Here is a 22,358-nt window from a genome sequence, read left to right as displayed (position 1 = left end):
CCGCAGGGGCAATTTTCCCGATTATTTGGTAAATAATAATGAGAACTACTATCAATCCCTGATTGGTTTGATATGATCGCACGCTGAATTATTCCTCAATTTTGATCGGTAACGGGTGGAGGCACAGCGTGAAAACGGCTGGCAAGAATTTAAATCAAGGATCGTTCGGTCAGGGCCGGGCGCAATGGGGCCAGGCGTTCGGCCGTGGTCTGTTAGCTTCAATGGTATTGGTGGTAGGTCTGGCCGGCAGTGCTCATGCGGCACCAGCGGCTAATCCGGCCGTTACCGAAAGCGTGGCTCCGGCTGCCACCGCGCCTGCCGCGGCAGCGCCTGAAACTCTCACTCCGGTGAACCCGCAACCGACCATCCAGCCGCCGGAAACCCGCGGTATGGACCTGTCCGTCTGGGGTATGTACCAGCATGCGGACATCGTGGTGAAAATCGTGATGATTGGCCTGGTGCTGGCGTCTATCGTCACCTGGACCATCCTGTTCTCCAAAGGCAGCGAACTGTTCCGCGCCAAGCGCCGTCTGCGCCGCGAACAGCTGGCGTTGGCCAACGTACGCTCGCTGGACGAAGCGTCCGAACTGGCGCAGAGCTTCTCGGACGAGAGCATCAGCGCCGTGTTGCTCAACGATGCGCAAAACGAGCTGGAGCTGTCGGCGGCGTCCAACGACAACAACGGCATCAAGGAACGTACCGGTTTCCGTCTGGAGCGTCGCGTAGCGGGCTACAGCCGTAACATGGGGCGCGGCAATGGCTTCCTGGCGACCATCGGTGCCATTTCGCCGTTTGTCGGTCTGTTCGGTACCGTTTGGGGCATCATGAACAGCTTTATCGGCATCGCCCACTCACAAACCACCAACCTGGCGGTGGTTGCGCCTGGCATCGCAGAAGCGCTGCTGGCTACCGCGCTGGGCCTGGTTGCCGCGATCCCGGCGGTAGTGATTTATAACATCTTTGCCCGTGTGATCAGTGGTCACCGCGCTCAGGTTGGCGACGTAGCGGCACAGGTTCTGCTGTTGCTGGGCCGTGATTTGGATCTGGCCGCCACGGCGGAAGCCAAACGCTCACAGCATTCACACCAACTGCGGGTGGGGTGAGTTATGGCGATGCGCTTAAATGAAGATCTGGACGACAGCGGCGAACTGCATGAAATCAACGTGACGCCGTTTATCGACGTCATGCTGGTGCTGTTGATCATCTTTATGGTGGCCGCGCCGCTGGCAACGGTAGATATCCGTGTCGATCTCCCGGCGTCCTCCGCCAAACCTCAGCCGCGTCCGGAAAAGCCGGTGTTCCTGTCGGTGAAAGCGGACAAACAGCTTTACGTTGGCGAGCAGGCGGTCAGTGCAGATCAACTGACGTCGGTGCTGGATCAACGGACGCAGGCGAACAAAGAGACCACCATCTTCTTCCAGGCGGATAAGAGCGTGGACTACGAAACGCTGATGAGCGTAATGGATACGCTGCGTAAGGCCGGCTACCTGAAAGTGGGGCTGGTGGGGATGGAAGGCACCGCCAAGTAGCGGGCTTGTCATCACCCAGGGTTAGAAGGGCGCTCAGGCGCCCTTTTTTATTGATTGAATTTCGTACCGGGGCTTGACGCATTGCCGACAAATGAAAATACTAATAAATAGTAATTAACACTACTTTCCGGAGTCGGCTATGCCAACCAGCATTGCTTTAAGCCCTCATTTTGAAAAGTTTGTTCATGAGCAAATTGACAGCGGACGTTACGGCAACGTCAGCGAAGTGATACGGGCAGGGCTGCGCCTGCTTGAAGAACATGAGCGCGCGATGAAAATTGAAGAGTTGCAAGTGGCCATTGTACAGGGAGTTGAAAGTGGTGAGGGAGTCCCGGCGGAAGAGGCGTTTGCGCGCTTGCGGGCTAAATACCAACGGATGGTGGATAACGGAAGTGACTGATGGGGCTAACAATATCGCCAGCAGCGATATATGACATTGAAAGTATTGGCGACCATATTGCACAGGATAACCCGGCCCGGGCGCTGAGTTTTATTTCTGAACTGTATAAACAATGCCAGCGTATCGGCGAGTCGCCGGAAGCCAACCAAAAGCGTCCTGAACTTGGCCGGGACGTCAGGATCAGCGCCTACGGAAAATACCTTATCGTTTCCACAGCGATACAACGTAATGTCAGGATCGAGCGAGTACTCCACGGGGCGAGAAATATTTTGCGTCTGTTGGCTCATCGCTAGGTCGTCAGGGCCGCTCAAACCAACCGCGGCCCCGGCGTTGTTTAGCGCTTATTAGCCGCGAGCGTGCGCCGCTGCGCGGGCGATCTGTTCATCGGTAGGGCGTACGCCGGTGTAGAGGACAAACTGTTCCAGCGCCTGCAGCGCAATCACTTCTGCTCCGGTAATCACCTGTTTGCCGTGCTCACGTCCGTAACGGACCAGCGGGGTTTCCGCAGGCAGTGCCACCACATCGAAGACGATTTTCGCCGCATCGACAGTCGCCGGGGAGAAGGCCAACTGCTCGGCTTCTGCGCCACCCGCCATGCCGATTGGCGTTACGTTGATCACCATATCCACCTTTAGCTCATCGACTTCCGCCTGCCACTGATAACCGTATGCACTGGCCAGAGCCTGTCCGGCTTCCGGGTTACGGGCGATGATATGGCCATTTTTGAAACCGGCGTCACGCAGCGCCGCGGTCACCGCTTTTGCCATACCGCCGCTGCCGCGCAGGGCAAAGGAGGTTTCTGTCGGGATTTGGTACTGGGCCAGCAATTTGGCGATGGCGATATAATCCGTGTTATAGGCCCGCAAAAAACCGGCGTCATTGACGATGGTATTGACCGATTCAATCGCCGTTGCGGAAGCGTCCAGCTCATCGAGGAAAGGGATGCAGCTCTCTTTGAACGGCATGGAAACCGCGCAGCCACGGATACCCAAAGCCCTTACGCCGCCCACTGCTGCCTGGATATCCTGGGTAGTGAACGCCTTGTAGATAAAGTTCAGATCCAGTTCCTGATACAGATAGTTATGGAAACGGGTGCCGAAGTTGCCTGGGCGACCGGCCAGCGACATGCACAGCTGGGTCTCTTTGTTAATCTCACGGCTCATGCTGAGCTCCTTAAGCGGGAAAAGAAAAAACTCAAGTCAGGGCTGGCCGAGCAGCGCCTTCGAACCGGCGTGGCGCCAGTGGATGTTGCCCGGCAGGTAAAGCGCGTTCTGTTCCAACGGACGCTCGTCAATCAGCGCGCTGACCATGTCGAAACTTTGTTGGGCCAGGGCGCGACAGTCTTGTGCCACGGTGTCGATTTTCAGCGTCAGGCCATCGAACAGGTAGTGATCGTCGAAACTGCACAAATGCAGATCGCTCTCCATCAACTGGTGCTGATTCAGGTAGCGCAATACCCCTTCCAGCAGGCCGCAGGCGGCGGTAAAGAGCGCCTTGGGCGGACGGCCCAGTTGCGCGCAGAGTTGGGCGAACATCTCGTAGCCGGAGCTGGGGTGATAATTGCCGTTGATGATCCATTCCGGTTTACACACCACGCCGGCGCGCTCAAGGCCGAGCTGAAAACCAGCCAAGCGATCGCGGGTCGGCGAGATTCGCGGTTGTCCGCCAAGGAAATAGAACTCGTCAGGATGCTGGCGTGCGACGTTTTCAATCAGAGTAGCGGTCGAGCTCAGCGAGTCGGTGATCACCAGCGGCAACTCGGAGCCGGTTATCAGGCGGTCCATCTGCACTACCGGCAGGCTGGCGTTAATCTTTTGGTATTCCGCATCGTTGAGCTGGCTGGAGGCGACAATCAGACCGTCGACCTGACGTTGCACCAGGCTGTTCACCGCCATCATTTCCTGCGCCGGGTTTTCGTCGGTACAGGCGATCAGCAATTGCAAACCGGCCTCGCGGCACAGCGTTTCCAGCTCGCGTGAAATCACCGCAAAACCGTAGTTGGTCATTTCCGGCACCACCAGCCCCAGGGTATGGCTGCGGGAGGAACGCAGCGAACGGGCATGGAAACTGGGCTGGTAATGGTGCTCGCCGGCCAGCGCCAGGATGCGATCGCGGGTATCGTCGGACACCCGATACTCCTTGCTGCGGCCATTAAGCACCAGGCTGGCGGTCGATTTCGACACGCCGGCCAGTGCGGCAATATCACTGATGGTTATGCGTTTATTTTTTTTCACTGACGGCATCTGAATTCATCGAAGGATGCGTCATTCTAGCATGCATGGCGTCAGCGACCAGTGCTCGAGCGCCAGCTGCGCTTTACCGCGCAGGTGCAGCAAGGGTTGTGGGTCGGGGAAGTAGCGCGAACTCATGGTCGCTTCGCCGTGATTGATAAAAATCTCCACGCTCGAACGGTCGAACAGTATCTGCAGCTGAGTCAGCTCACCGCGCCAGTAACGGTGTTCCTGCTGCCCGCTGCGCAGGTTGTTGCGCGTCAGCTGCAGCACGGTGCCATCCCAATTCAGGGTCATCGCCCCGCCAAAGTCGGCGTTGAACGTGCCGTTTGGCACCAGCAGCAGCTCCGCGCTGTCGACAGGCCAGCAAGGTGCGTCGTCGGCGGTGCCCTGCCATTGGCGGCTTTCGCCCCGCAGCTGTTGCAGTTCACGTGCCGGACGTTGGCAGAGTTTGCCGTTATGCAACGACAGCTCCCGTGGGCAGGTCAGAATATGGATCCAGCCATACTGCAGAGTCGGGTGGCAATCCTCGTCTTGCTCCGGCACGCCCATCCAGCCAACCAGCAACCGACGGCCATCTTCGGTCAGGGTGGTCTGCGGCGCGTAGAATTCAAACCCGGCATCCAGCTCGTGGAAGTCCTGATGGTCGAAAGTGGCCTGTCGATAATCCAGCCTGCCGGTGAAATAACCCGCCTGGTAAACATTGAGATAGCGTTCGGCTTCCGCCGCCAGCCCTTGTGGACAGCAGATCAGCACCTCGGCACCGTCCAGCGTAAACAGATCCGGGCATTCCCACATATAGCCGAAGTCGCCCATGCCGTTCAGCTGTGAACCTGCGATTTCACCCAACAGCTGCCAATTGCGCAGTTCAGCGGAGCGCAGCAGCAAAACCTCACCGCGATCCTGCAGGTCACGGGCGCCGAGCACCATGTACCAGTTGTCCTGATGGCGCCAGACTTTCGGATCGCGCACGTGACCGCTGTAACCCGGCGGCAGCGGCAACACCGGCCCGAGTTTGTCATAGCCGCCTTGTGCATTCTCCTGTGCCAGGCATTGATAGGCGGTACGCGAGCCGTCGGGATATTTTACGTTGCCGGTATACGCCAGCATGATTTTGCCGTCCGCCACTACCGCCGAGCCGGAGTAACAGCCATGGCTGTCGTAGCAGGCTCCCGGCACCAGCGCCACCGGCTGGTGCTGCCAGTGGACCAGGTCCGTCGACTGCCAGTGGCCCCAGCATTTGTTGCGGTGATCGCAGCCCAGCGGGTTCCACTGATAGAACAGGTGGTAAACCCCGTTATGCTGGATAAAACCGTTGGGATCGTTGAGCAGCCCGACGCTGGGGGCCAGGTGCCACGCCGGTCGGTGCGGATCGCGCAGCGCCTTGGGCATGCCGCTCATGATCGCCTGAACGGCCTGTTTCATCAGGTTCAGTTCTTCCATCATTCACTGTCCGTTTTGTATTTCAGCAACAACGAGAGGGTAAAGGCGCTGCCAAAGGCGATCACCAGACCAATGATATAACTCACCAGCGAACTGGCTTGCACAATCGCCATTCCCGGAATGGCCGTGAGCCCAACGGCGTTCATGCCGACATGATTGGCCACCACCCAGGCTCCACCGAGCGCACCGCCCGCCAGAGCCGCCAAAAACGGCTTCACAAAGCGCAGGTTGATGCCGAACAGCGCCGCTTCGGTAATGCCAAGCATGGCGGAAAAGGCGGAAGGTACCGCAATGGCTTTGATTTTTGCATCACGGGTTTTGAAATACACCGCCAGACAGGCACCACCTTGGGCGATGTTGGCCATTGACCAGATCGGCAGCAGGAAGTTAACGCCGATATTCGGATTCCCTAACAACCCGGCTTCGACGGCATGGAAGCTGTGGTGAATGCCTGTGATCACGATAGCGGAATAGAGGCCGCCGAACAGCAAGCCGGCAAACCAACCGGCGTGGGCAATCAACGTGCTGAGGACAAAGGAGATGCCGTCACCCAGCGCACGCCCGGCGGGCCCGATAAACAGCATGGCGACGAAGCCGGAGATCACCACCGTCAGGAACGGCGTCAGGATCAAATCCAGCGCGTTGGGGATCACTTTACGCAGCTGTTTTTCCAGTACGCTCATAAACCACACCGTCAGCAGCACCGGGAATACCGTGCCCTGATAGCCGATCATGGCGATTTCCAGCCCGAAGAAATCCATGGTGTGGAAACCGCTGGCGACGCCCCAGGCGTTGGTCAGCGCCGGGTGAGTCAGAATGCCGCCGAGCGTGGCGCCCAGATAGGGGTTACCGCCGAACTCGCGCGCCGCGGTGAAACCGATCAGGATCGGTAAAATGATGAACGCCGCCGAACTGAACATGTCCAGCATCACGAACAGGGCGCTGTTGGCATCGGCCCAGCCGTAGGTTTTCACCATACCGAGCAGGCCCATCAGCAGGCCGGAGGCGACGATGGCCGGAATGATCGGCACGAAGATGTTCGACAGCAGGCGGGCGATGCGTTGCAGCGGATTAAGTTTTTTAGCGGCTATGTCGGCGGCTTCCGATTTGCTGGATTCGCTGACGCCGGCCGCTTTGATAAATTCCGCGTGCACCTTGTTGACCAGTCCGGTACCGAAAATCACCTGGATCTGCCCGGCGTTGCTAAAGCAGCCTTTCACCCCGTCCAGCTTGCCGATCGCCACTTTGTCTACCTTGCTGTCATCCACCAGCACCAGACGCAGGCGCGTGGCGCAGTGGGCGGCGCTGGCGATATTTTCTTTGCCGCCGAGCAGTGGCAGTAGCGCGTTGGCGGTTGCGGTTATGTCCATGTTCACTCCCTTCATAAATAAAAATGCCGCCGCGGATTTTCGCGGCGGAAATCAGTTCATCAGCGTCAGAAGAAGTACTTGAATCTGGCACGTACGCCGTAGCGCTGATCGTTATTGGCGTTAGCTATCTTGTTCTCGGCATTGGCCTCCAACATCGAGACGTAGGTGCCGAGGTACAAATTGAAATTCTTCATATTCATGATGTTAGGTATCTGATACGAAGTATGGATTGTGTGGATGTCATACTTGCCCGGTTCGCTGAGCGGGTTGCTGATATCGGCCGTCATTCCGGCCGTGTTGAACTCTTTGATGTTGTTGTGAGCATAGATATAGCCCACTTCAAAGCGACGCCACAGCACGTTGATCCCGGCGGTAAAGTCCTGCTCGCCGGCGGCGTCAAGATAGGCGGTGCTCAGGTTGGCGACCACGCCGTTGTCCGGATGGGTGGCGGTGTTGTTCCAACTGAGGGTCATGCCATAGCCGTTGCGTTTGGACTGGTCGACGAATTGCCCCTGACTGTCACGGTAGCCATAGGCGTTGTTGACCACGTTGCTTTCCATCGCCACCGCCGCGCTGAGCCGATCTTTTTTCCAGGCGATCACCGGCCGCAGATAGGCGACATTCTTTTTGTTATCCAGACTGTTGCCGTGATAGGCGTCGTCCTGGAACAGCGAAGTACCGTCTTCGACCAGCGTATTCAGTTCGAAGTAGAAGTCGCCGGCGTACTTGCTCAGCATCAGGTTACCGCCGCTGCTGCTACGACCGCGGCCTTCTTTCATCATGTAGATATAACCGAAGCCATCGGCGTACAGATCGTTGGCGGTATTGCCGGAATACTGGATGAAGGTGTCCTGATTGAGCGGGAACATGTCATAGGCTTCAAAGCGACCAATCTTGGTTTGCCAGTTCTTTTCGTTGCCGAAGAAGAAGGCGGCGTCGTCGAGGTTCATCTTGCCGGTCATATCCGCCAGCGGTTGCACGCTGAAACCGGAGAAATTGCCGTCCGGGTTGCGGCGATAACCGTCCACGCCGACCAGTATGCGACCGTTGATATCCCACTTTTCTTTGTTGCCGGGCTTCCAGTCCTTGTTGTCGCTGCCTTTCAACGACGTCAACTGGCCGCTGCGGCTGGCCCCGTCCAGGTTGAACTCGACGTCACCGTACAGCTTGAGATCGGTTAAACCGGTGAGCTTCAGGTTGGCGGCCGGCGCGGCCTGAGTTTCCAGCGTTGCAGTGCGCTGCGCCACCTGAACGGTTTGCCGCTCGGTGTTGGCGGTGCGTTGTTCCAACTGCTGGGCCTTGCGCTCCGCCGCCATGGCGCGCGTTTCTGCCTGGCTCGCCCGTTGTTCGGCCTGCTGCAGCCGCTGTTCCAGCGCATTCAGACGCGCTTCGATACTGTCGTTGGCGCCTGTTGCCGCCGCAGAGGTAGAGATGAGAAGCCCTGTAGTGATGGCCAGATAGCTAAGTTTTTTCATGATTTTCTATCATCCGGGAAGGTTGTTATTATTTTTTGCTAAATTGCTAAACCGGTTTTTCAGGATGAAAGATAGTGAGTTGAAGAGCGACTGGCAATCAAGTTTGCTAACCCGATTCAGCTATTGTGATCGAGTCCGCAAATTGTGCCTGAGCAACAAACAGTGAAGTCGGCCCCAATTTCGCCCGCTTAAGCTCGAGTTTTTCGGGGCCCGATGGGCTGAGAACGGCTCAGCGGCGGAGGAAAGCCCGCAGTTCGTCAGCGTGCGGCAGGGCGGTCATTGCACCTTTGGCGGTGGTCGCCAATGCGCCACAGGCCTGGGCCTGAGCGATCACCGCCGGCCATTGTTCCTCCTGCGGCAAGGCGCCGATCTGCGCCAGCGCCGCCAACAGGCCTGCGACAAAAGCGTCACCTGCGCCGGTGGTGTCGATCGGGGTGATCGCAGGGGCACGAAAATGCCGGATCTGCTTGCCGTCATGCACGCATACGCCGTCGCCGCCCAGCGTCACCAGCAACAAACGCAGCGGGTAGCGTTGCATCATCCAGTCAATGGCGCTCTCTAACTCACCGATATTGCTGATAAAACTCAGCTCCTCCCGCGATATTTTCACCACGTCCGCCAGCAGCAGGGCTTTTTGCAGGCAGGTGCGCAGCGCATCCGGTTGACGCCAGACTTCTTCACGAATGTTCGGGTCGAAGCTGACCCAACCGCCGGCCGCCTTGATGTTCTCCATGGCGGTGAACGTGGTGCTGCGGCTGGGCTCTTGCGACAGGGCGATAGAGCAGACGTGCAGCCACTCATCGGCTTTGAAATCAGGCAGATCGCCAGGCTGCAGGAACAGATCGGCGCTGGGGTTGACCATGAAGGTGAAGGAGCGTTCGCCCGACAAATCCAGATCCACCACCACGGTGGAGGTGTGGTGATCGGCGTCCAGCAACATATGGCGAATGTCCACCTGCTCTTCGCTGAGCACCTGTTGCAGAAAGAGACCAAAACTGTCCTGGCCGACCCGGCCGATAAAGGCGCTGTCGCCGCCCAAGCGGGCAATGCCGACCGCCACATTGGCGGGCGCACCACCGGGACACTTTAGGTAACTGTTTGAATTTTCTGGAACCAGGTCGACGACTGCGTCACCCAGAACCCATACGCGATTAACCATGTTCTACCCCTGTTTTCACCCATGTCAGATGGCGAGCTAAAATAGAAGAACCGGTTTAGCATTGCAATGAAAGAATCTGTCGCGCAACGCGAAAGGGCAGCAGGCTGCGAGGTGGCTATGACCTGATGGCGGAATAAGTTATATCGATTGTGAATAAGTAACGCATTGACAAATATAATTAAAAATCAGCATGGCAATTAATCGCGAATTTGATTTCTGGCGAAAACTAATAAAGCGCTCAACCGTATTGGAAATAGGAAGTTTCCTAAAGACCATGGCCTGTTTGGCATTAATCACTCGGTGATGAATAATTGCATTGTTTAGATGCAATTATTCATGAATATGAATGACAATCAAAATAAAATAATAAATATAATGATTTAAAACAATTGGTTGAGTGTTGTTTTTGACTTGGGATTACAGCGGTGGCATTAGCGTCGCAGATCATTCTTATTAAGCATTTTGTTACCCAGCGCCCATTACCGACCAAAATTAAGTTGATCGTGAGCTATTCGTGCGCATAATGTTTGCGCTTTTTTACAATTCTTATCTTTTATTTGTCTTTCGACAGGGAAAAAGTAATGCGCCACTCCGCTTACTCTTCGCTCAGCCTTGCTGTGCGCAAGGGCTGTATTCCATTTGGCTCCGTTGTCTTGCCGCTATTTATATTCAGCCAACCGCTGCTGGCGGCAACATCAAACAGCGAACAGCTGATCATACAGCAGCAGCGGCAAAAGGCGCTGGAGCAACAGCTGACCCCCCCGACGCCTGATGTGCGCCTGTCGCCACCTTCGTCCAGCTTTGGTCGCATTGCTTTCCCAGCAGAAAAACCTTGTTTCCCAATTGATCAGGTCGTGTTGAGCGGCCAGGACAAGCTCCCCCATTGGCTGCCGTTGCAGCGCATCGCCAATCAGGCGCAGGGCCGTTGCCTGGGCGGGCAGGGCATTAACCTGCTGATGAGCACCCTGCAAAACCGGCTGGTGGATCACGGTTATATCACCACCCGCGTATTGGCGCCGACGCAGGATCTGAAAAGCGGCCAACTGCGATTGGTGGTGGTACCAGGCTACGTGCGGCAGGTGAAACTGACGCCGGACAGCGGCCATTACATTCAGCCTTACAGCAGCTTCCCGGCCCATGCGGGCAACCTGCTGGATCTGCGTGATATTGAACAGGGGCTGGAAAACCTGCAGCGCTTGCCGACGGTGCAGGCCAATATGGAAATCATCCCCGGCGAACAGCCCGGCGAAAGCGACATTGCCCTGAGCTGGAAGCAGGAACGCATGTGGCGTATTGGCGCCTCGCTGGATGATTCCGGCACCAAGAGCACCGGGCGTTATCAGGGCGGTTTGACGCTGTCGCTGGATAACCCGTTTTCGCTCAGCGATCTGTTCTATATCTCCGGCTCTAGCGATCTGCAAAACCAGGGCGGCAAGGGATCGAAGAACATCACCGGGCACTATTCGGTGCCGTTCGGTTACTGGATGGCCGGGGTCACCGCCAACAGCTATGACTACCACCAGACCATTGCCGGCCAGAATCAGGATTACCGCTACAGCGGCAAGAGCAAGAACCTGGATTTCCAACTCAGCCGCGTACTGCACCGTAACGGCAGCCAGAAAACCACGCTGACCTATGACGTGCTGGCGCGCGAGTCCAGCAACTACATCAACGATACCGAAGTGGAAGTGCAGCGCCGACGCACCTCGGGCTGGCGCCTGGGGCTGCAGCACCGCCATTACATTCAACAAGCCACGCTGGACGCGGGTGTCAGCTATCAGCGCGGTACCCGTTGGTTCGGCGCATTGCCTGCGCCGGAAGAGACCTTTGGCGAGGCGACGGCGCTCAGCAAAATTGTGCAGCTTAACGCCCAGCTCGACGTGCCATTCAGCCTGTTCAGCCAGAACTTCCGCTACAACGTGCAATACCAGCGTCAGATCAGCGATACGCCGCTGACGCCGCAGGATCAGTTCGCTATCGGCAACCGTTGGACGGTGCGCGGCTTTGACGGCGAGCGTACCCTGAACGCCAATCACGGCTGGTTCGTCCGTAACGATCTGGCCTGGCGCACGCCGTTGCAGGGGCAAGAGTTGTATCTCGGTGCCGACTACGGCGAAGTGGGCGGCTACGGTTCCGACTATCTGGTTGGGCAGCACCTGGCCGGTGGCGTAGTGGGCCTGCGCGGCTACGCCTTCAAGGTCGGTTACGATCTGTTCGCCGGCGTGCCTTTCTCCAAACCCGAGGGGTTCAGCACCAGCCCAGTCACCCTGGGCTTTAACCTGAGCTGGAACTACTGAGGGCACGACCATGCGCATAGGCCAATACGATATCAGGGCGCCGATGATCCTCGGCGGTGAAGACAGCGAGGCAGAAGCCTTTGGCGCGGCGGTATGGCTGTGGATGCATTCGCCGATGCACCGCGATGCCCCGTTGCACACCCTGCCGACGCTGCTGCTGCCGATCATCAAGCGACAGCAATATGTGCTGGCGTCGCATCGGAATCAGCCGGTGTTTTTCCTCAGCTGGGCGTGGATGAATCAAGATGCCGAGGCGCGTTATCTGACGCAGCCTGCGGTGAATATGCTGGAAAGTGACTGGAACAGCGGCGATCGCCTGTGGTTCTGCGACTGGATAGCGCCCTTCGGGCATACGCGAGAAATGCGCAATCTGGTCGCGCGGGAAATCTTCCCGCACCTGTGTATGCGGGCGCTGTATCACCGCGGAGAGCAGCGTGGAAAGCGCGTGGTGAACTTTAAAGGCGCGCAGGTTAGCCATCAGCAGGCGCAGCAATGGTGGGCGAGCCACCCGTTAGCCGTCGAGCCGTCAGAAATCCAATAAGGACATTGCCATGAACAAGAACCTGTATCGTATCGTTTTCAACAAAGCGCGTGGCATGCTGATGGTGGTGGCGGATATCGCCCGCTCCGGTCGTGCCGGAGCGGCCCGCTCGTCTGGTCTGGGGCATACCCTGAGCCAGTGCATCGGCAAGATGAACGCCGTCAGCTTTAGCCTGCTGATGGCGCTGGGGGCTATCCAACCGGTGCAGGCGGCGATTATTGCCGACGGCAATGCGCCGGGCGGCCAGCAGCCGACCATCGTCAACAGCGCCAACGGTACGCCACAGGTCAATATCCAGACGCCAAGCGCCGGTGGGGTTTCTCGCAATACCTACAGCCAGTTTGACGTCGACAAACAGGGTGCGATCCTCAACAACTCCCACAAAATGACCCAAACCCAGCAGGGCGGCTGGGTCGACGGTAACCCGTGGCTGGCGAAAGGCGAAGCCAAGGTGATCCTCAACGAGGTCAACTCCCGCGATCCCAGCCGTTTGAACGGTTATATCGAGGTTGCCGGGCAGCGTGCTCAGGTGGTGATCGCCAACCCGTCCGGCATTACCTGTAACGGTTGCGGCTTTATCAACGCCAACCGCGCCACCCTGACCACCGGTCAGGCGCAGATCAACAACGGTAACCTGACCGGCTTTAACGTCGAGCGGGGCGAAGTGGTGGTTGAAGGCGCCGGCATGGACAGTTCGCGCCAGGATTACACCGAAATCATTGCACGTTCGACGAAGATCAATGCCGGACTGTGGGCGAACGATCTCAAAGTCACCACCGGGCGCAACAAGGTGGATGCCGCGCATCAACAAATCGACAAACAAAGCGACGATCCCTCCACCCGCCCGCAGCTGGCGGTGGACGTGGCTAAGCTGGGCGGTATGTACGCCGGTAAGATCCGCATGATCGGCACCGAAACCGGCGTTGGGGTACGTAACGCCGGTAACATCGGTGCGCAGGCCGGCAGCGTGATAGTCACTGCCGATGGCCGTATTGAAAACAGCGGTAAAATCAGCAGCGGCGGCGATACGCAGCTGGCCTCGAAGGGCGGCGTCAGTAACAGCGGCTCACTGTTCGCGGCGGGCCATGCCGACGTCAGCAGCGACGGTGAGGTACAAAACAGCGGCTCTATTGCGGCCCGCAATAATGTGCGTGTCCAGGCAGCCAGTCTGAACAGCAGCAAAGGCAGTACGCTGGCGGCCGGTGTGCAACAGGATGGTCGGCTTGGCGGCAGCGGCGAACTGGCGCTAACCACCAGCGGCAAACTGACTGCACAGGGCCAAAATCTGGCGGCAGGCAACCTGCGTGCCAATGGGCAGGGCGTGGACATCAGCGGCAGCCGTACCGCGGCTACCCAGGTCACGCTGGAAGCCGGGGCCGGCGATTTGACCACGGCCAATGCGCAGGTTGAAGCCACGCAACAGCTGACCGCCAGCAGCGGCAAGCTGTTCAACAATGACGGCGGCAAGCTGGCGGCGAATAAGCTGGCGCTCAACGCGCATGACTTATCCAACCGCAAGGGGGAGATCACCCAGCTTGGCGAAGACAACCTGCGGTTGAACCCGCAGGGCAAACTGGATAACGCCGGCGGCCGTATTGCCAGCAACGGCAATGACTTGACGTTGGAAGCCGGTTCGATCGACAACCAGGACGGGCAAATCGTCCATGCGGGTAAAGGCGCGCTGGCGGTGAATACCGGTCGCTTGCAGGGCGATGGCGGCAAGCTGCTGTCCAACGGCCAGCTTAGCATGCAGGGCGGCGACTATGTGTTGGACGGCGGCACCACTTCGGCGCAGCAGATCGCGTTGGATGCCGGCAGCCTGTCTAACCGCAACGGTCAACTGGTGCAGAGCGGCAAGGGTGAGATGCGCCTCAATACCCGCGAGGGGATTGATAACCAGGGCGGCCAACTGGCGGCCAATGGCAACGTCGCACTTAACGCCGCGCGGTTGAACAACCAGAGCGGCAAAGTGATTGCTGCGCAGGACGGCAGCCTGAAGGCGCAGGTCAGTGGCGCTATCGATAACCGCCAGGGTCAACTGGCGGCCAGTGGCCATACTCAGCTGCGGACGGACAAGTTGGATAACCGCAAAGGGCTGGTTTCCGCCGCGACGGGCGACGCTGAGATCACGGCACGACAGGCGCTGGATAACCGCGGCGGCCGTATCGAGGCCAGACAGGCTCTGCAACTGACCGGGGCCGGGTTGGAGAATCAGGCCGGGCAGGTGGTGGGCGGCGCGCTTTCGCTGGCGCTGGGCAAAGGGGCGCTGAATAACCAACAGGGCGTCATTGCCGCCAGCGGCGATCTGGGCCTGAACAGCGGGGCGCTGAACAATGACGCCGGCCTGCTGCAATCCGCCGGCAACATGAATATCGACACCCAGGGCGCGGCGTTGAGCAACCGCCTGAGCGGTGAAACCGGCGGCATCCTCAGCCAGGGGATGCTGACGATCCACAGCGGTGCGCTGGACAACAGCCAGGGCATGCTGGTGGGCGCCGGAACGACCGATCTGTTCACCGGCGAGCTTGATAACAGCCAGGGCACTCTGGTCGGCAAGCAGAAGCTGAATATCGACAGCCTGGCACTGACCAACGACGGTGGACTGTTGCAGGCGGGCGGCGATGCGCGCATCGATACCCACGGACAGGCGTTGAGCAACCGTGATAGCGGCAAGAATGGCGGTATCAGCAGCCTGGGCAAGCTGGCGATCGCCAGCGGTGACGTGGATAACCAGGCCGGCTTTATCGCCAGTTCGGGCGACCTGCAACTGCATGGCGAGCAACTGGATAACCGCCGCGGCACGCTGGCTTCAGAGAAGCAGCTGTCGGCCACCGCCAGGGCGTTCAATAACCAGGGCGGGGCGATCAAGTCCGGTCAGGATATGACGCTGGATGCCAAAGAATTGCTGGATAACAGCAATCTGGGGGTGATTGGCGCAGGTAAAAAACTGCGGTTGGACAGCGATCAGCTGGTGAACAATCAGGGCACGGTGGTCAGCGCCGATGCGGCGAAGATTAACTTCGGCCTGCTGGAGAACCAGGGCGGCCAATTGGCGGCACAGACGGCGCTGGAGCTGCACGGCAATAGCCTCAATAACAACGACGGCGGCCTGATCCAGAGTGGTGAGGGGTTAGATCTGACCGTTGATCGGCTGACCAACGCCAACAGCGGTGACAAGGGCGGCATCACCAGCCAGGGGACGATGAACCTCACGACCGGCGTGTTCGATAACGGCCAGGGCGTGGTGATTGCCGGTAAAGGCTTGCAGCTCGATGCCGAGGCGCTGCTCAACGGTGGCGGCAAACTGGTGGCGCAGCAGGCATTGGTGCTGAATACCACCGGCGCGGGCGGCCTGAATAACCAGGGTGGATTGGTGCAGTCGGGCGCGGATATGCATGTCGATACCCACGGCCAGCGGCTGGATAACCAGAATGGTACCCTGCACAGCCTGGGTAAATTGCAGCTCGGCAGTGGCGACGTCAATAATCAGGGCGGAACGCTGGGGGCCAAAGGCGACTTTGCCCTGGCGGCGCTGAAATTGGACAACGGTAACGGCGGGCGGATTATTGGCGAACAGGCGGTTCAACTCGCCAGCGCCGGTCTGGATAACCGCAACGGACAAATTCAGGCGGTCGGCAACCTGTTGCTGGACAGCGCGCAGGGGGTTATCGACAACGCCCTGGGGCTGATCCGCAGCGGCGCCACCGTGACGCTCAATGCTCTGCAGTTCATCAACGACGACACCAAGGCGGAAAATAAAGGGCTGGAAGGCCAAGCCGTGGCGCTGAACACCGGCTCGCTGAGCAACCGTGGCGGCAGCATTCTGGCTAACCAACAGCTGACTATCACCAACGGCGGTCAGTTGGATAACAGCGCTGGCCAACTGGCCGCCAGCGAAAATCTGCAGTTGCAGGGCGCGGCGCTTAACCTGCTGAACACCGGCGGTATCGTTAAAGCGGGCAAGCTGCTGGACATCAACGCCGCAGCGGTCGGCGGCGACGGGCAATTGCTGTCGCTGGGCGATATGAACCTGGTCAGCGCGCAGGGCATCAATAACAGCGGTGAGATGATTGCCAACGGCAATTTCAACTTCACCACGCCGGGCGATGTGACCAACAGCGGCAAACTGCTGGCGGGCGCCAAGCTCGATCTGCGCGCCAATAATCTGTTCAATGCCGCCAGCGGCGAGATTAACGCCGGGCAGGATTGGCTGACGGTCAACGGCACCTTGACCAACTATGGCCTGATTGACGGCAAACATACGTTGATCCAGGCCAATACGCTGACCAACATTGGCACCGGCCGTATTTATGGCGATGCTATTGGCGTGCAAACCGTCACCTTTAACAACCTGGCGGAGAACGGCACCGCTGCCACGCTGGCCGGGCGCGAACGGGTGGATATCGGCACCCAAACGCTGAATAACTACGATCATGGGTTGATTTACAGCGGTGGGGACATGGCGATTGGCGGCCAGCTTGACGCCAACCACCTGACCACCGGCCAGGCCGGCATCCTCAATAATCACAGTTCGACCCTTGAATCTGCGGGCAACATGGCTATTTCGGCCGGACAGATCAACAACGTCAACGACCGCTTTACTACCGAACTGGTTACTGTTTCCAACGGAAAAATCACCGAGTATCAGCAATCGGGCGATCCGGTACGCTGGATGGCCGGAGAACCGGGCGTCTTCGTTGACCGCAATTCATCAGACTCGCTGTTGAACCTGAATACCCCCGGGAAAACGGGGCATAACAACGACAGATTTACGCAATACGACTACAACCGTACGGTGCAGGAAACCCAGGTCAAGGAAAGCGATCCGGCCAAAATCATCGCGGGTAGCGATATGGCGATCAACGCCGGGCATCTGCTGAACGACAAGAGCCAGGTGATCGCGGGCGGCACGCTGGCGATTAATGCCGGCAGCGTGGATAACGTGGCGGTGCCGGGCCAGCGCCTGACCACCGACGTCGGCGAAGTGACCAGTTACTACCGCATCAAGAAGAAGGGTAAAGATAAGCAGGGGCACAATGCCACGGCCTATACGCCGCCGACCATCATTCAGACCATTTCGCTGAAGCCGAGCCAACTGATTGACCACGGGCAGGTGGCAGGTAACCCGATCGCCATTGCCCCACTGACGCAGCAGGGCACCAATGCCACTATCGGCGCTGCCGGTGGGGTCAATGCGGTGGTCAGCGGCAGTGATATTTCCGCCGGCCTGCAGACCATTGGCAGCGGCGCGCTGCCGGTGATCCAGGCCGTAGCGTTGCAGCCGGGCCAGCAGTTCGAAGTCGCCAACAAGGTCAATAACCAGCAGGGCGACGCGGCGGACAGCGTGGTGCGCATTGTCGGGTCAGACACCCGTTTGCCGGACAACAGCCTGTTCAAGACCAATCCGGCACCGGGCGGCCAGTATCTGGTAGAGACCGATCCGCGCTTCACCAACCAGAAAGCCTGGTTGGGCTCGGACTACATGATCGCCAAGGCAACCAATAACCCGGACAACGTATTGAAGCGCCTGGGCGACGGTTACTACGAGCAGCGGCTGATCCGCGAACAGGTGATCAACCTGACCGGCCAGCGCTATCTGGACGGTTACAACAACGACGAAGAGCAGTTTAAGGCGCTGATGGATCAGGGGTTGGCCTTCAGCCAGCAATATAACCTGAAGGTGGGCGTGGCGCTGACGGCCGAGCAGATGGGGTTGTTGACCCAAGATATCGTTTGGCTGGTGAACGCCAAAGTCACCTTGCCGGACGGCAGCCAGCAAAACGTCCTGGTGCCGCAAGTGTATGCCCGTATGCAACCGGGCGATCTTGACGGCTCCGGTGCGCTGATCGCCGGGCGTAACGTCAATCTCAATCTGGGCGAAGGCCTGTTCAACAGCGGCCATATCGCCGGGCGTGAAGTGGTGAAACTGAGTGCCGCCAACATCACCAACGTGGCGGGCCACATTCAGGGGGCCGACGTTGGCCTGACTGCCCGCACCGACATTAACAATATCGGCGGAGTGATCCAGGGCAACAACTCGCTGCTGGCCAGCGCCGGGCGTGATATCAACGCCATCAGCACCACCCGGACGGCACAGAGCGTTAACGGTGCCAACAGCTTCGAACGCACCAACATCGACAGCGTGGCAGGCATGTACGTGCAGGGAGCTGACGGCAAGCTGATGCTGCAGGCCGGTCGCGACATCAAGTTGGATGCGGCGCAGGTAGTTAACAGCGGCGAGAATGGCCAAACCCTGCTGAGTGCCGGGCGCGATCTCACCCTGAATACGGTGACCACGGCCAGCCGCGACAACCTGATCTGGAATGGCGACAACAGCCTGAAACAGGGCAATAGCCAGCAGGTCGGCAGCGAAGTGGTGGGCAAAGGGGCCGTAACCCTCAATGCCGGGAACGATATCACTGCCCATGCCGCAACGGTTTCGGCCGGCGATGCGCTGAACCTCAATGCCGGCCATGACATCAATATTCTCAGCGGCGAGAACACCCTCGATCTGGACGAGCGACACAAGGTGACCGGCGGTAACGGCCTGATGTCGAAAACCACTACCACCACCCGCGACACCCTGGATCGCCAGACCGTACAGGGCACTACCCTGAGCGGCGACAGCATTAATGTGTTGGCGGGCAACGATTTACGGGTTCAGGGCAGCAGCGTGGCCGGGACTCAGGACGTGAAACTGCTGGCAGGGAACGATCTTAGCATCACCGGCGCGACCGAAAGCAACAGTGAACTGCACCTCAAGCAGGAGAAAAAATCCGGCCTGATGAGCAGCGGTGGCATCGGCATCAGCTACGGCACCGAAAGCCTGAAAACCACGGATACCGCGCAGGGGCTGACCAATCAGGGCAGCACCGTCGGCAGCGTAAACGGCAACGTCACCCTGGGGGCCGGTAATAACCTGGCGGTGACCGGGTCCGAACTGGTGGCCGGCAAGGACATGGCGCTGAGCGGCAAGAATGTGTCGGTGACACAGGCGCAGGATCAGAACAGCCAGACTCACAAGGTCGAACAGAAGAAATCCGGCCTGACGCTGGCACTGTCCGGCACGGTCGGCAGTGCGCTGAACACTGCGGTAGAAACCTCGCAGCAGGCGAAATCCACCGACGACAGTCGTCTGGCGGCATTACAGGGAACCAAGGCGGCGCTGAGCGGCGTACAGGCGGTGCAGGCGGCGCGTTTGGCGCAGGCGCAGGGCGCCGATCCGGCCAATAACAACATGGTGGGGATCAGCATTTCCTACGGTACCCAGTCTTCCACGTCTACTCAAAACAGCGGGCAGAGCACCGCGCAGGGCAGCAGCCTGACGGCGGGCAACAACCTGAGCATTACCGCCAGCGGCAACGGCGTGAAGGGCCAGGACGGCGACATCCTGGTGCAGGGCAGCCAGTTGCAGGCGGGCAAGGACGTCACCCTGAATGCCAATCGCGACGTTAACCTGCTTTCCGCCGAGAACACCCAGTATCTGGACGGTAAAAACGAGAGCCAGGGCGGTACGCTGGGCGTGGGTATCGGTGTCGGTTCCGGCGGTATTGGGCTGAGCGTTTCCGCCAGCGTCAACAAGGGCAAGGGTAACGAGAAGGGCAACGGCACCAGCCACACCGAAACCACGGTTAACGCCGGTAATCAGGTCAAGATTACCAGCGGGCGCGATACCAACCTGATCGGCGCACAGGTCACCGGCGAATCGGTCAAGGCCGACGTGGGCCGCAATCTGCTGCTGGAAAGCCAGCAGGACAGCGATCGTTACGATTCCAAACAGCAAAACGCCAGCGCCGGTGGCAGCTTCACCTTCGGTTCGATGACCGGTTCGGGCAGCATCAGCCTGAGCAAAGACAAGATGCACAGCAATTACGACAGCGTGCAGGAGCAGACGGGCATCTTCGCCGGCAAGGGCGGCTTTGACCTGACGGTGGGCGAACATACCCAGCTTAACGGTGCGGTGATCGGCAGCACCGCCACCGCCGACAAAAACAAGCTCGATACCGGCACGCTGGGCTTTAAGGACATCCACAATCAGGCTGATTTCGAAGTGGAGCACCAGAGCGTAGGCATCAGCTCCGGCGGCAGCATCGGCAGCCAGTTCGCCGGCAACATGGCCAACGGCCTGCTGGTGGGGGCCAACAACAGCGGACACGACAGCTCAACCACCCATGCGGCGGTGAGCGACGGCACCATCATCATCCGCGATCGGGACAAACAAACGCAGGACGTCAACGACCTGAGCCGCGACGTGGAGCACGCCAACCAGACGTTAAGCCCGATCTTCGACAAAGAGAAAGAGCAGAAACGGCTACAGCAGGCGCAGCTGATCGGCGAGATCGGCAATCAGGCGATGGACATTGCGCGGACCGAGGGGGCGATCGCCGCAACCAAAGCCGCCAACGAGAAAATGAATAACGTTACCGATGCCGATCGCAAGGCCGCGGCAGATAAGCTGGCGAAAGAAAAACCTGGCAAGGTCATCACCGATAAGGATATCAACGAGCAGATTTACCAGACGGCGTATAACCAGGCGTTCAGCGAGTCGGGCTATGGTACGGGCGGTAAGGTTCAACAGGGTATGCAGGCGGCGGTTGCCGCAGTGCAAGGGTTAGCTGGTGGCGATCTACAAGCCGCGATTGCCGGTGGGGCTGCGCCGTATCTGGCTGAACAGATTCATCGTCTGGCACCGAATGAGGAAAGCCGAATTATCGCACATGCCGTGGTGGCTGGCGCACTGGCTGAACTGCAAGGCCAATCGGCCGCAGCGGGAGCTGCGGGCGCTGCGACAGCTGCATTAGGCACCAAAGCGATTGCCGAGGCGATGTTCGGCACCAGTGACTTCAGCAAAATGAGCGAAGAACAGCGCCAGACTGTTTCCGCGTTGGCTACGCTTGCAGGTGGTTTGGCCGGCGGCCTGGCAAGCGGTGATACGGCGGGGGCGGTCGTTGGTGGACAATCCGGGAAGAATACTTCTGAGAATAATGACCAGAATATTACTTTACCACCAGGGTTGATGAGTTATGGCCAAGGAGCGACTACTCTACAAGCAAGTATGATGAACGAAGGAAAATCGTTCGATGAAATTCAAGCTGCAATGAGTCATTACGCCAAGGGAGATATGCCTGAGGGAGCCGATATCGCTAAAGTGATAGTAAATGGTTACGCTGATGGCGCAATGATTGCGGGGGCGATTTACCTTGGGCCAGCAGCATCGATCGGTAAGGTTGCCGTCAGCTCAGTCTTAAGTGGTGGAGCAAATGCTGCATATCAATGGTACGACATGAATAAGCCAGGGAATGAATCCAAAACTTATGATTATTGGAGCACCACGGCGGCGGCAGTCACGGGGGGATTAGCGCCTGGAAGAGGTATCCCAGCGAATATCGGTATTGCTATTGGTGGAACTATCTTTACTGATGGAGCTGATCCTGGTGCTCTATCGGGCAGTGTCGCTGGCTCAGCGTTCGGTGGTGCCATCGGAACTTATGCTCCGACGGTGCTTAAACCTGTATTAGGGCCATCAGCCGGTATGGTTAGCGATATCTTCGGCACCATGGGTGGCGAAGTTATTAGTAATGAATTGAAAAACACGATAAATGGGGTGGGGGATAAAAATGGAAAATAAACCTAAAGTGAAATTGAAAATATTGTTTATTAGCGTTATTTACTGCTTTGTGTGTTTTCTTTTGTTCATTTTGATAGTGAAGGTTGGTATTAATTTTTTAAAGTTTGGTGAGCTGCGCTTTACTCAGCAATCTTTTAAAGACTCTTTGGTGGTTAGTGGTATCGTTGGTGTTGCAGCCGGTGTTGGTTCATGGATTTTTGCAAAGATAGATGAGTATAACGCTAATAAAAAATCATCCTCTAATGAACCACCAAAGGATTGATAAATAAATAGACGTAATGAAAA

At 58.2% G+C, this 22,358-nt stretch carries 14 protein-coding genes; 8 read left to right on the top strand and 6 right to left on the bottom strand.

Going from position 1 to position 22,358, the window contains the following annotated elements; genetic code table 11:
• Nucleotides 1-128 precede the first annotated feature (128 nt).
• The 4 genes from exbB (at nt 129) to LQ945_RS09820 (ending at nt 2,222) form a co-directional block, all read left to right on the top strand.
• Entirely contained in the window at nt 129-1,103 is a 975-nt protein-coding gene (gene exbB, locus LQ945_RS09835) for a tol-pal system-associated acyl-CoA thioesterase (RefSeq protein WP_262241069.1), read from the top strand.
• 3 nt (nt 1,104-1,106) lie between these two features.
• The gene (gene exbD, locus LQ945_RS09830) at nt 1,107-1,529 is read left to right on the top strand and encodes a TonB system transport protein ExbD (RefSeq protein WP_020828649.1); all 423 of its coding nucleotides are present in this window, start codon (nt 1,107-1,109) and stop codon (nt 1,527-1,529) included.
• A gap of 139 nt (nt 1,530-1,668) precedes the next feature.
• Nucleotides 1,669-1,929 (top strand): type II toxin-antitoxin system ParD family antitoxin, encoded by a 261-nt coding sequence (locus tag LQ945_RS09825; protein WP_182822497.1) that lies wholly within the window; start codon nt 1,669-1,671, stop codon nt 1,927-1,929.
• Nucleotides 1,929-2,222 carry a type II toxin-antitoxin system RelE/ParE family toxin gene (locus tag LQ945_RS09820; RefSeq protein WP_270102799.1) on the top strand — a complete coding sequence of 98 codons (294 nt, stop codon included), beginning with the start codon at nt 1,929-1,931 and terminating at the stop codon, nt 2,220-2,222. Before LQ945_RS09825 ends, LQ945_RS09820 begins: the two co-directional genes overlap by 1 nt.
• Nucleotides 2,223-2,273: 51 nt before the next feature.
• On the opposite strand, the gene LQ945_RS09815 is transcribed toward LQ945_RS09820, so the two are convergent.
• From LQ945_RS09815 to LQ945_RS09790, 6 genes are all read right to left on the bottom strand, one after another.
• A complete protein-coding gene (locus tag LQ945_RS09815; RefSeq protein WP_270102798.1) occupies nt 2,274-3,092 on the bottom strand; it encodes a shikimate 5-dehydrogenase in 819 nt (272 codons plus the stop codon).
• A gap of 36 nt (nt 3,093-3,128) precedes the next feature.
• Entirely contained in the window at nt 3,129-4,172 is a 1,044-nt protein-coding gene (locus LQ945_RS09810; RefSeq protein WP_270102797.1) for a substrate-binding domain-containing protein, read from the bottom strand.
• Between the two features lie 21 nt (nt 4,173-4,193).
• Nucleotides 4,194-5,603, bottom strand: coding sequence for a sucrose-6-phosphate hydrolase (locus tag LQ945_RS09805; protein ID WP_270102975.1), 1,410 nt, complete (start codon nt 5,601-5,603; stop codon nt 4,194-4,196).
• Nucleotides 5,603-6,973: a sucrose-specific PTS transporter subunit IIBC gene (locus LQ945_RS09800; protein WP_044553469.1), complete on the bottom strand. Its 1,371-nt coding sequence runs from the start codon at nt 6,971-6,973 to the stop codon at nt 5,603-5,605. The genes LQ945_RS09805 and LQ945_RS09800 overlap by 1 nt, the downstream gene beginning before the upstream one ends.
• A gap of 65 nt (nt 6,974-7,038) precedes the next feature.
• Nucleotides 7,039-8,448: a carbohydrate porin gene (locus tag LQ945_RS09795; RefSeq protein WP_270102796.1), complete on the bottom strand. Its 1,410-nt coding sequence runs from the start codon at nt 8,446-8,448 to the stop codon at nt 7,039-7,041.
• A 229-nt stretch (nt 8,449-8,677) separates the two neighbouring features.
• Nucleotides 8,678-9,607 carry an aminoimidazole riboside kinase gene (locus tag LQ945_RS09790; protein ID WP_044553467.1) on the bottom strand — a complete coding sequence of 310 codons (930 nt, stop codon included), beginning with the start codon at nt 9,605-9,607 and terminating at the stop codon, nt 8,678-8,680.
• Between the two features lie 581 nt (nt 9,608-10,188).
• On the opposite strand from LQ945_RS09790, the gene LQ945_RS09785 reads away from it, so the two are divergent.
• Genes LQ945_RS09785 through LQ945_RS09770 form a run of 4 tightly spaced genes read left to right on the top strand, consistent with a single transcriptional unit; the run spans nt 10,189 to nt 22,335 of the window.
• Entirely contained in the window at nt 10,189-11,904 is a 1,716-nt protein-coding gene (locus LQ945_RS09785; RefSeq protein ID WP_269934165.1) for a ShlB/FhaC/HecB family hemolysin secretion/activation protein, read from the top strand.
• 10 nt (nt 11,905-11,914) lie between these two features.
• Nucleotides 11,915-12,445: a toxin-activating lysine-acyltransferase gene (locus LQ945_RS09780; protein WP_182822507.1), complete on the top strand. Its 531-nt coding sequence runs from the start codon at nt 11,915-11,917 to the stop codon at nt 12,443-12,445.
• A 10-nt stretch (nt 12,446-12,455) separates the two neighbouring features.
• Complete coding sequence (locus tag LQ945_RS09775) at nt 12,456-22,073, top strand: hemagglutinin repeat-containing protein (RefSeq protein WP_270102795.1); 9,618 nt, start codon at nt 12,456-12,458, stop codon at nt 22,071-22,073.
• The gene (locus tag LQ945_RS09770; RefSeq protein ID WP_270102794.1) at nt 22,063-22,335 is read left to right on the top strand and encodes a hypothetical protein; all 273 of its coding nucleotides are present in this window, start codon (nt 22,063-22,065) and stop codon (nt 22,333-22,335) included. The genes LQ945_RS09775 and LQ945_RS09770 overlap by 11 nt, the downstream gene beginning before the upstream one ends.
• Nucleotides 22,336-22,358: the final 23 nt, after the last annotated feature.

This window comes from Serratia liquefaciens, from assembly GCF_027594825.1.
GTDB classification, from domain to species: Bacteria; Pseudomonadota; Gammaproteobacteria; order Enterobacterales; family Enterobacteriaceae; genus Serratia; species Serratia liquefaciens_A.
The sequence above is the reverse complement of the archived record's forward strand: the minus strand, read 5'-3'. Positions and strand labels throughout refer to the sequence as shown.

What these genes read in the sequence shown, in the direction of transcription:
- exbD (WP_020828649.1), top strand. Translation starts at nt 1,107, where the DNA reads ATGGCGATGCGCTTAAATGAAGATCTGGACGACAGCGGCGAACTGCAT.
- LQ945_RS09825 (WP_182822497.1), top strand. Translation starts at nt 1,669, where the DNA reads ATGCCAACCAGCATTGCTTTAAGCCCTCATTTTGAAAAGTTTGTTCAT.
- LQ945_RS09820 (WP_270102799.1), top strand. Translation starts at nt 1,929, where the DNA reads ATGGGGCTAACAATATCGCCAGCAGCGATATATGACATTGAAAGTATT.
- LQ945_RS09815 (WP_270102798.1), bottom strand. Translation starts at nt 3,092, where the DNA reads ATGAGCCGTGAGATTAACAAAGAGACCCAGCTGTGCATGTCGCTGGCC.
- LQ945_RS09810 (WP_270102797.1), bottom strand. Translation starts at nt 4,172, where the DNA reads ATGCCGTCAGTGAAAAAAAATAAACGCATAACCATCAGTGATATTGCC.
- LQ945_RS09805 (WP_270102975.1), bottom strand. Translation starts at nt 5,603, where the DNA reads ATGGAAGAACTGAACCTGATGAAACAGGCCGTTCAGGCGATCATGAGC.
- LQ945_RS09800 (WP_044553469.1), bottom strand. Translation starts at nt 6,973, where the DNA reads ATGGACATAACCGCAACCGCCAACGCGCTACTGCCACTGCTCGGCGGC.
- LQ945_RS09795 (WP_270102796.1), bottom strand. Translation starts at nt 8,448, where the DNA reads ATGAAAAAACTTAGCTATCTGGCCATCACTACAGGGCTTCTCATCTCT.
- LQ945_RS09790 (WP_044553467.1), bottom strand. Translation starts at nt 9,607, where the DNA reads ATGGTTAATCGCGTATGGGTTCTGGGTGACGCAGTCGTCGACCTGGTT.
- LQ945_RS09785 (WP_269934165.1), top strand. Translation starts at nt 10,189, where the DNA reads ATGCGCCACTCCGCTTACTCTTCGCTCAGCCTTGCTGTGCGCAAGGGC.
- LQ945_RS09780 (WP_182822507.1), top strand. Translation starts at nt 11,915, where the DNA reads ATGCGCATAGGCCAATACGATATCAGGGCGCCGATGATCCTCGGCGGT.
- LQ945_RS09775 (WP_270102795.1), top strand. Translation starts at nt 12,456, where the DNA reads ATGAACAAGAACCTGTATCGTATCGTTTTCAACAAAGCGCGTGGCATG.
- LQ945_RS09770 (WP_270102794.1), top strand. Translation starts at nt 22,063, where the DNA reads ATGGAAAATAAACCTAAAGTGAAATTGAAAATATTGTTTATTAGCGTT.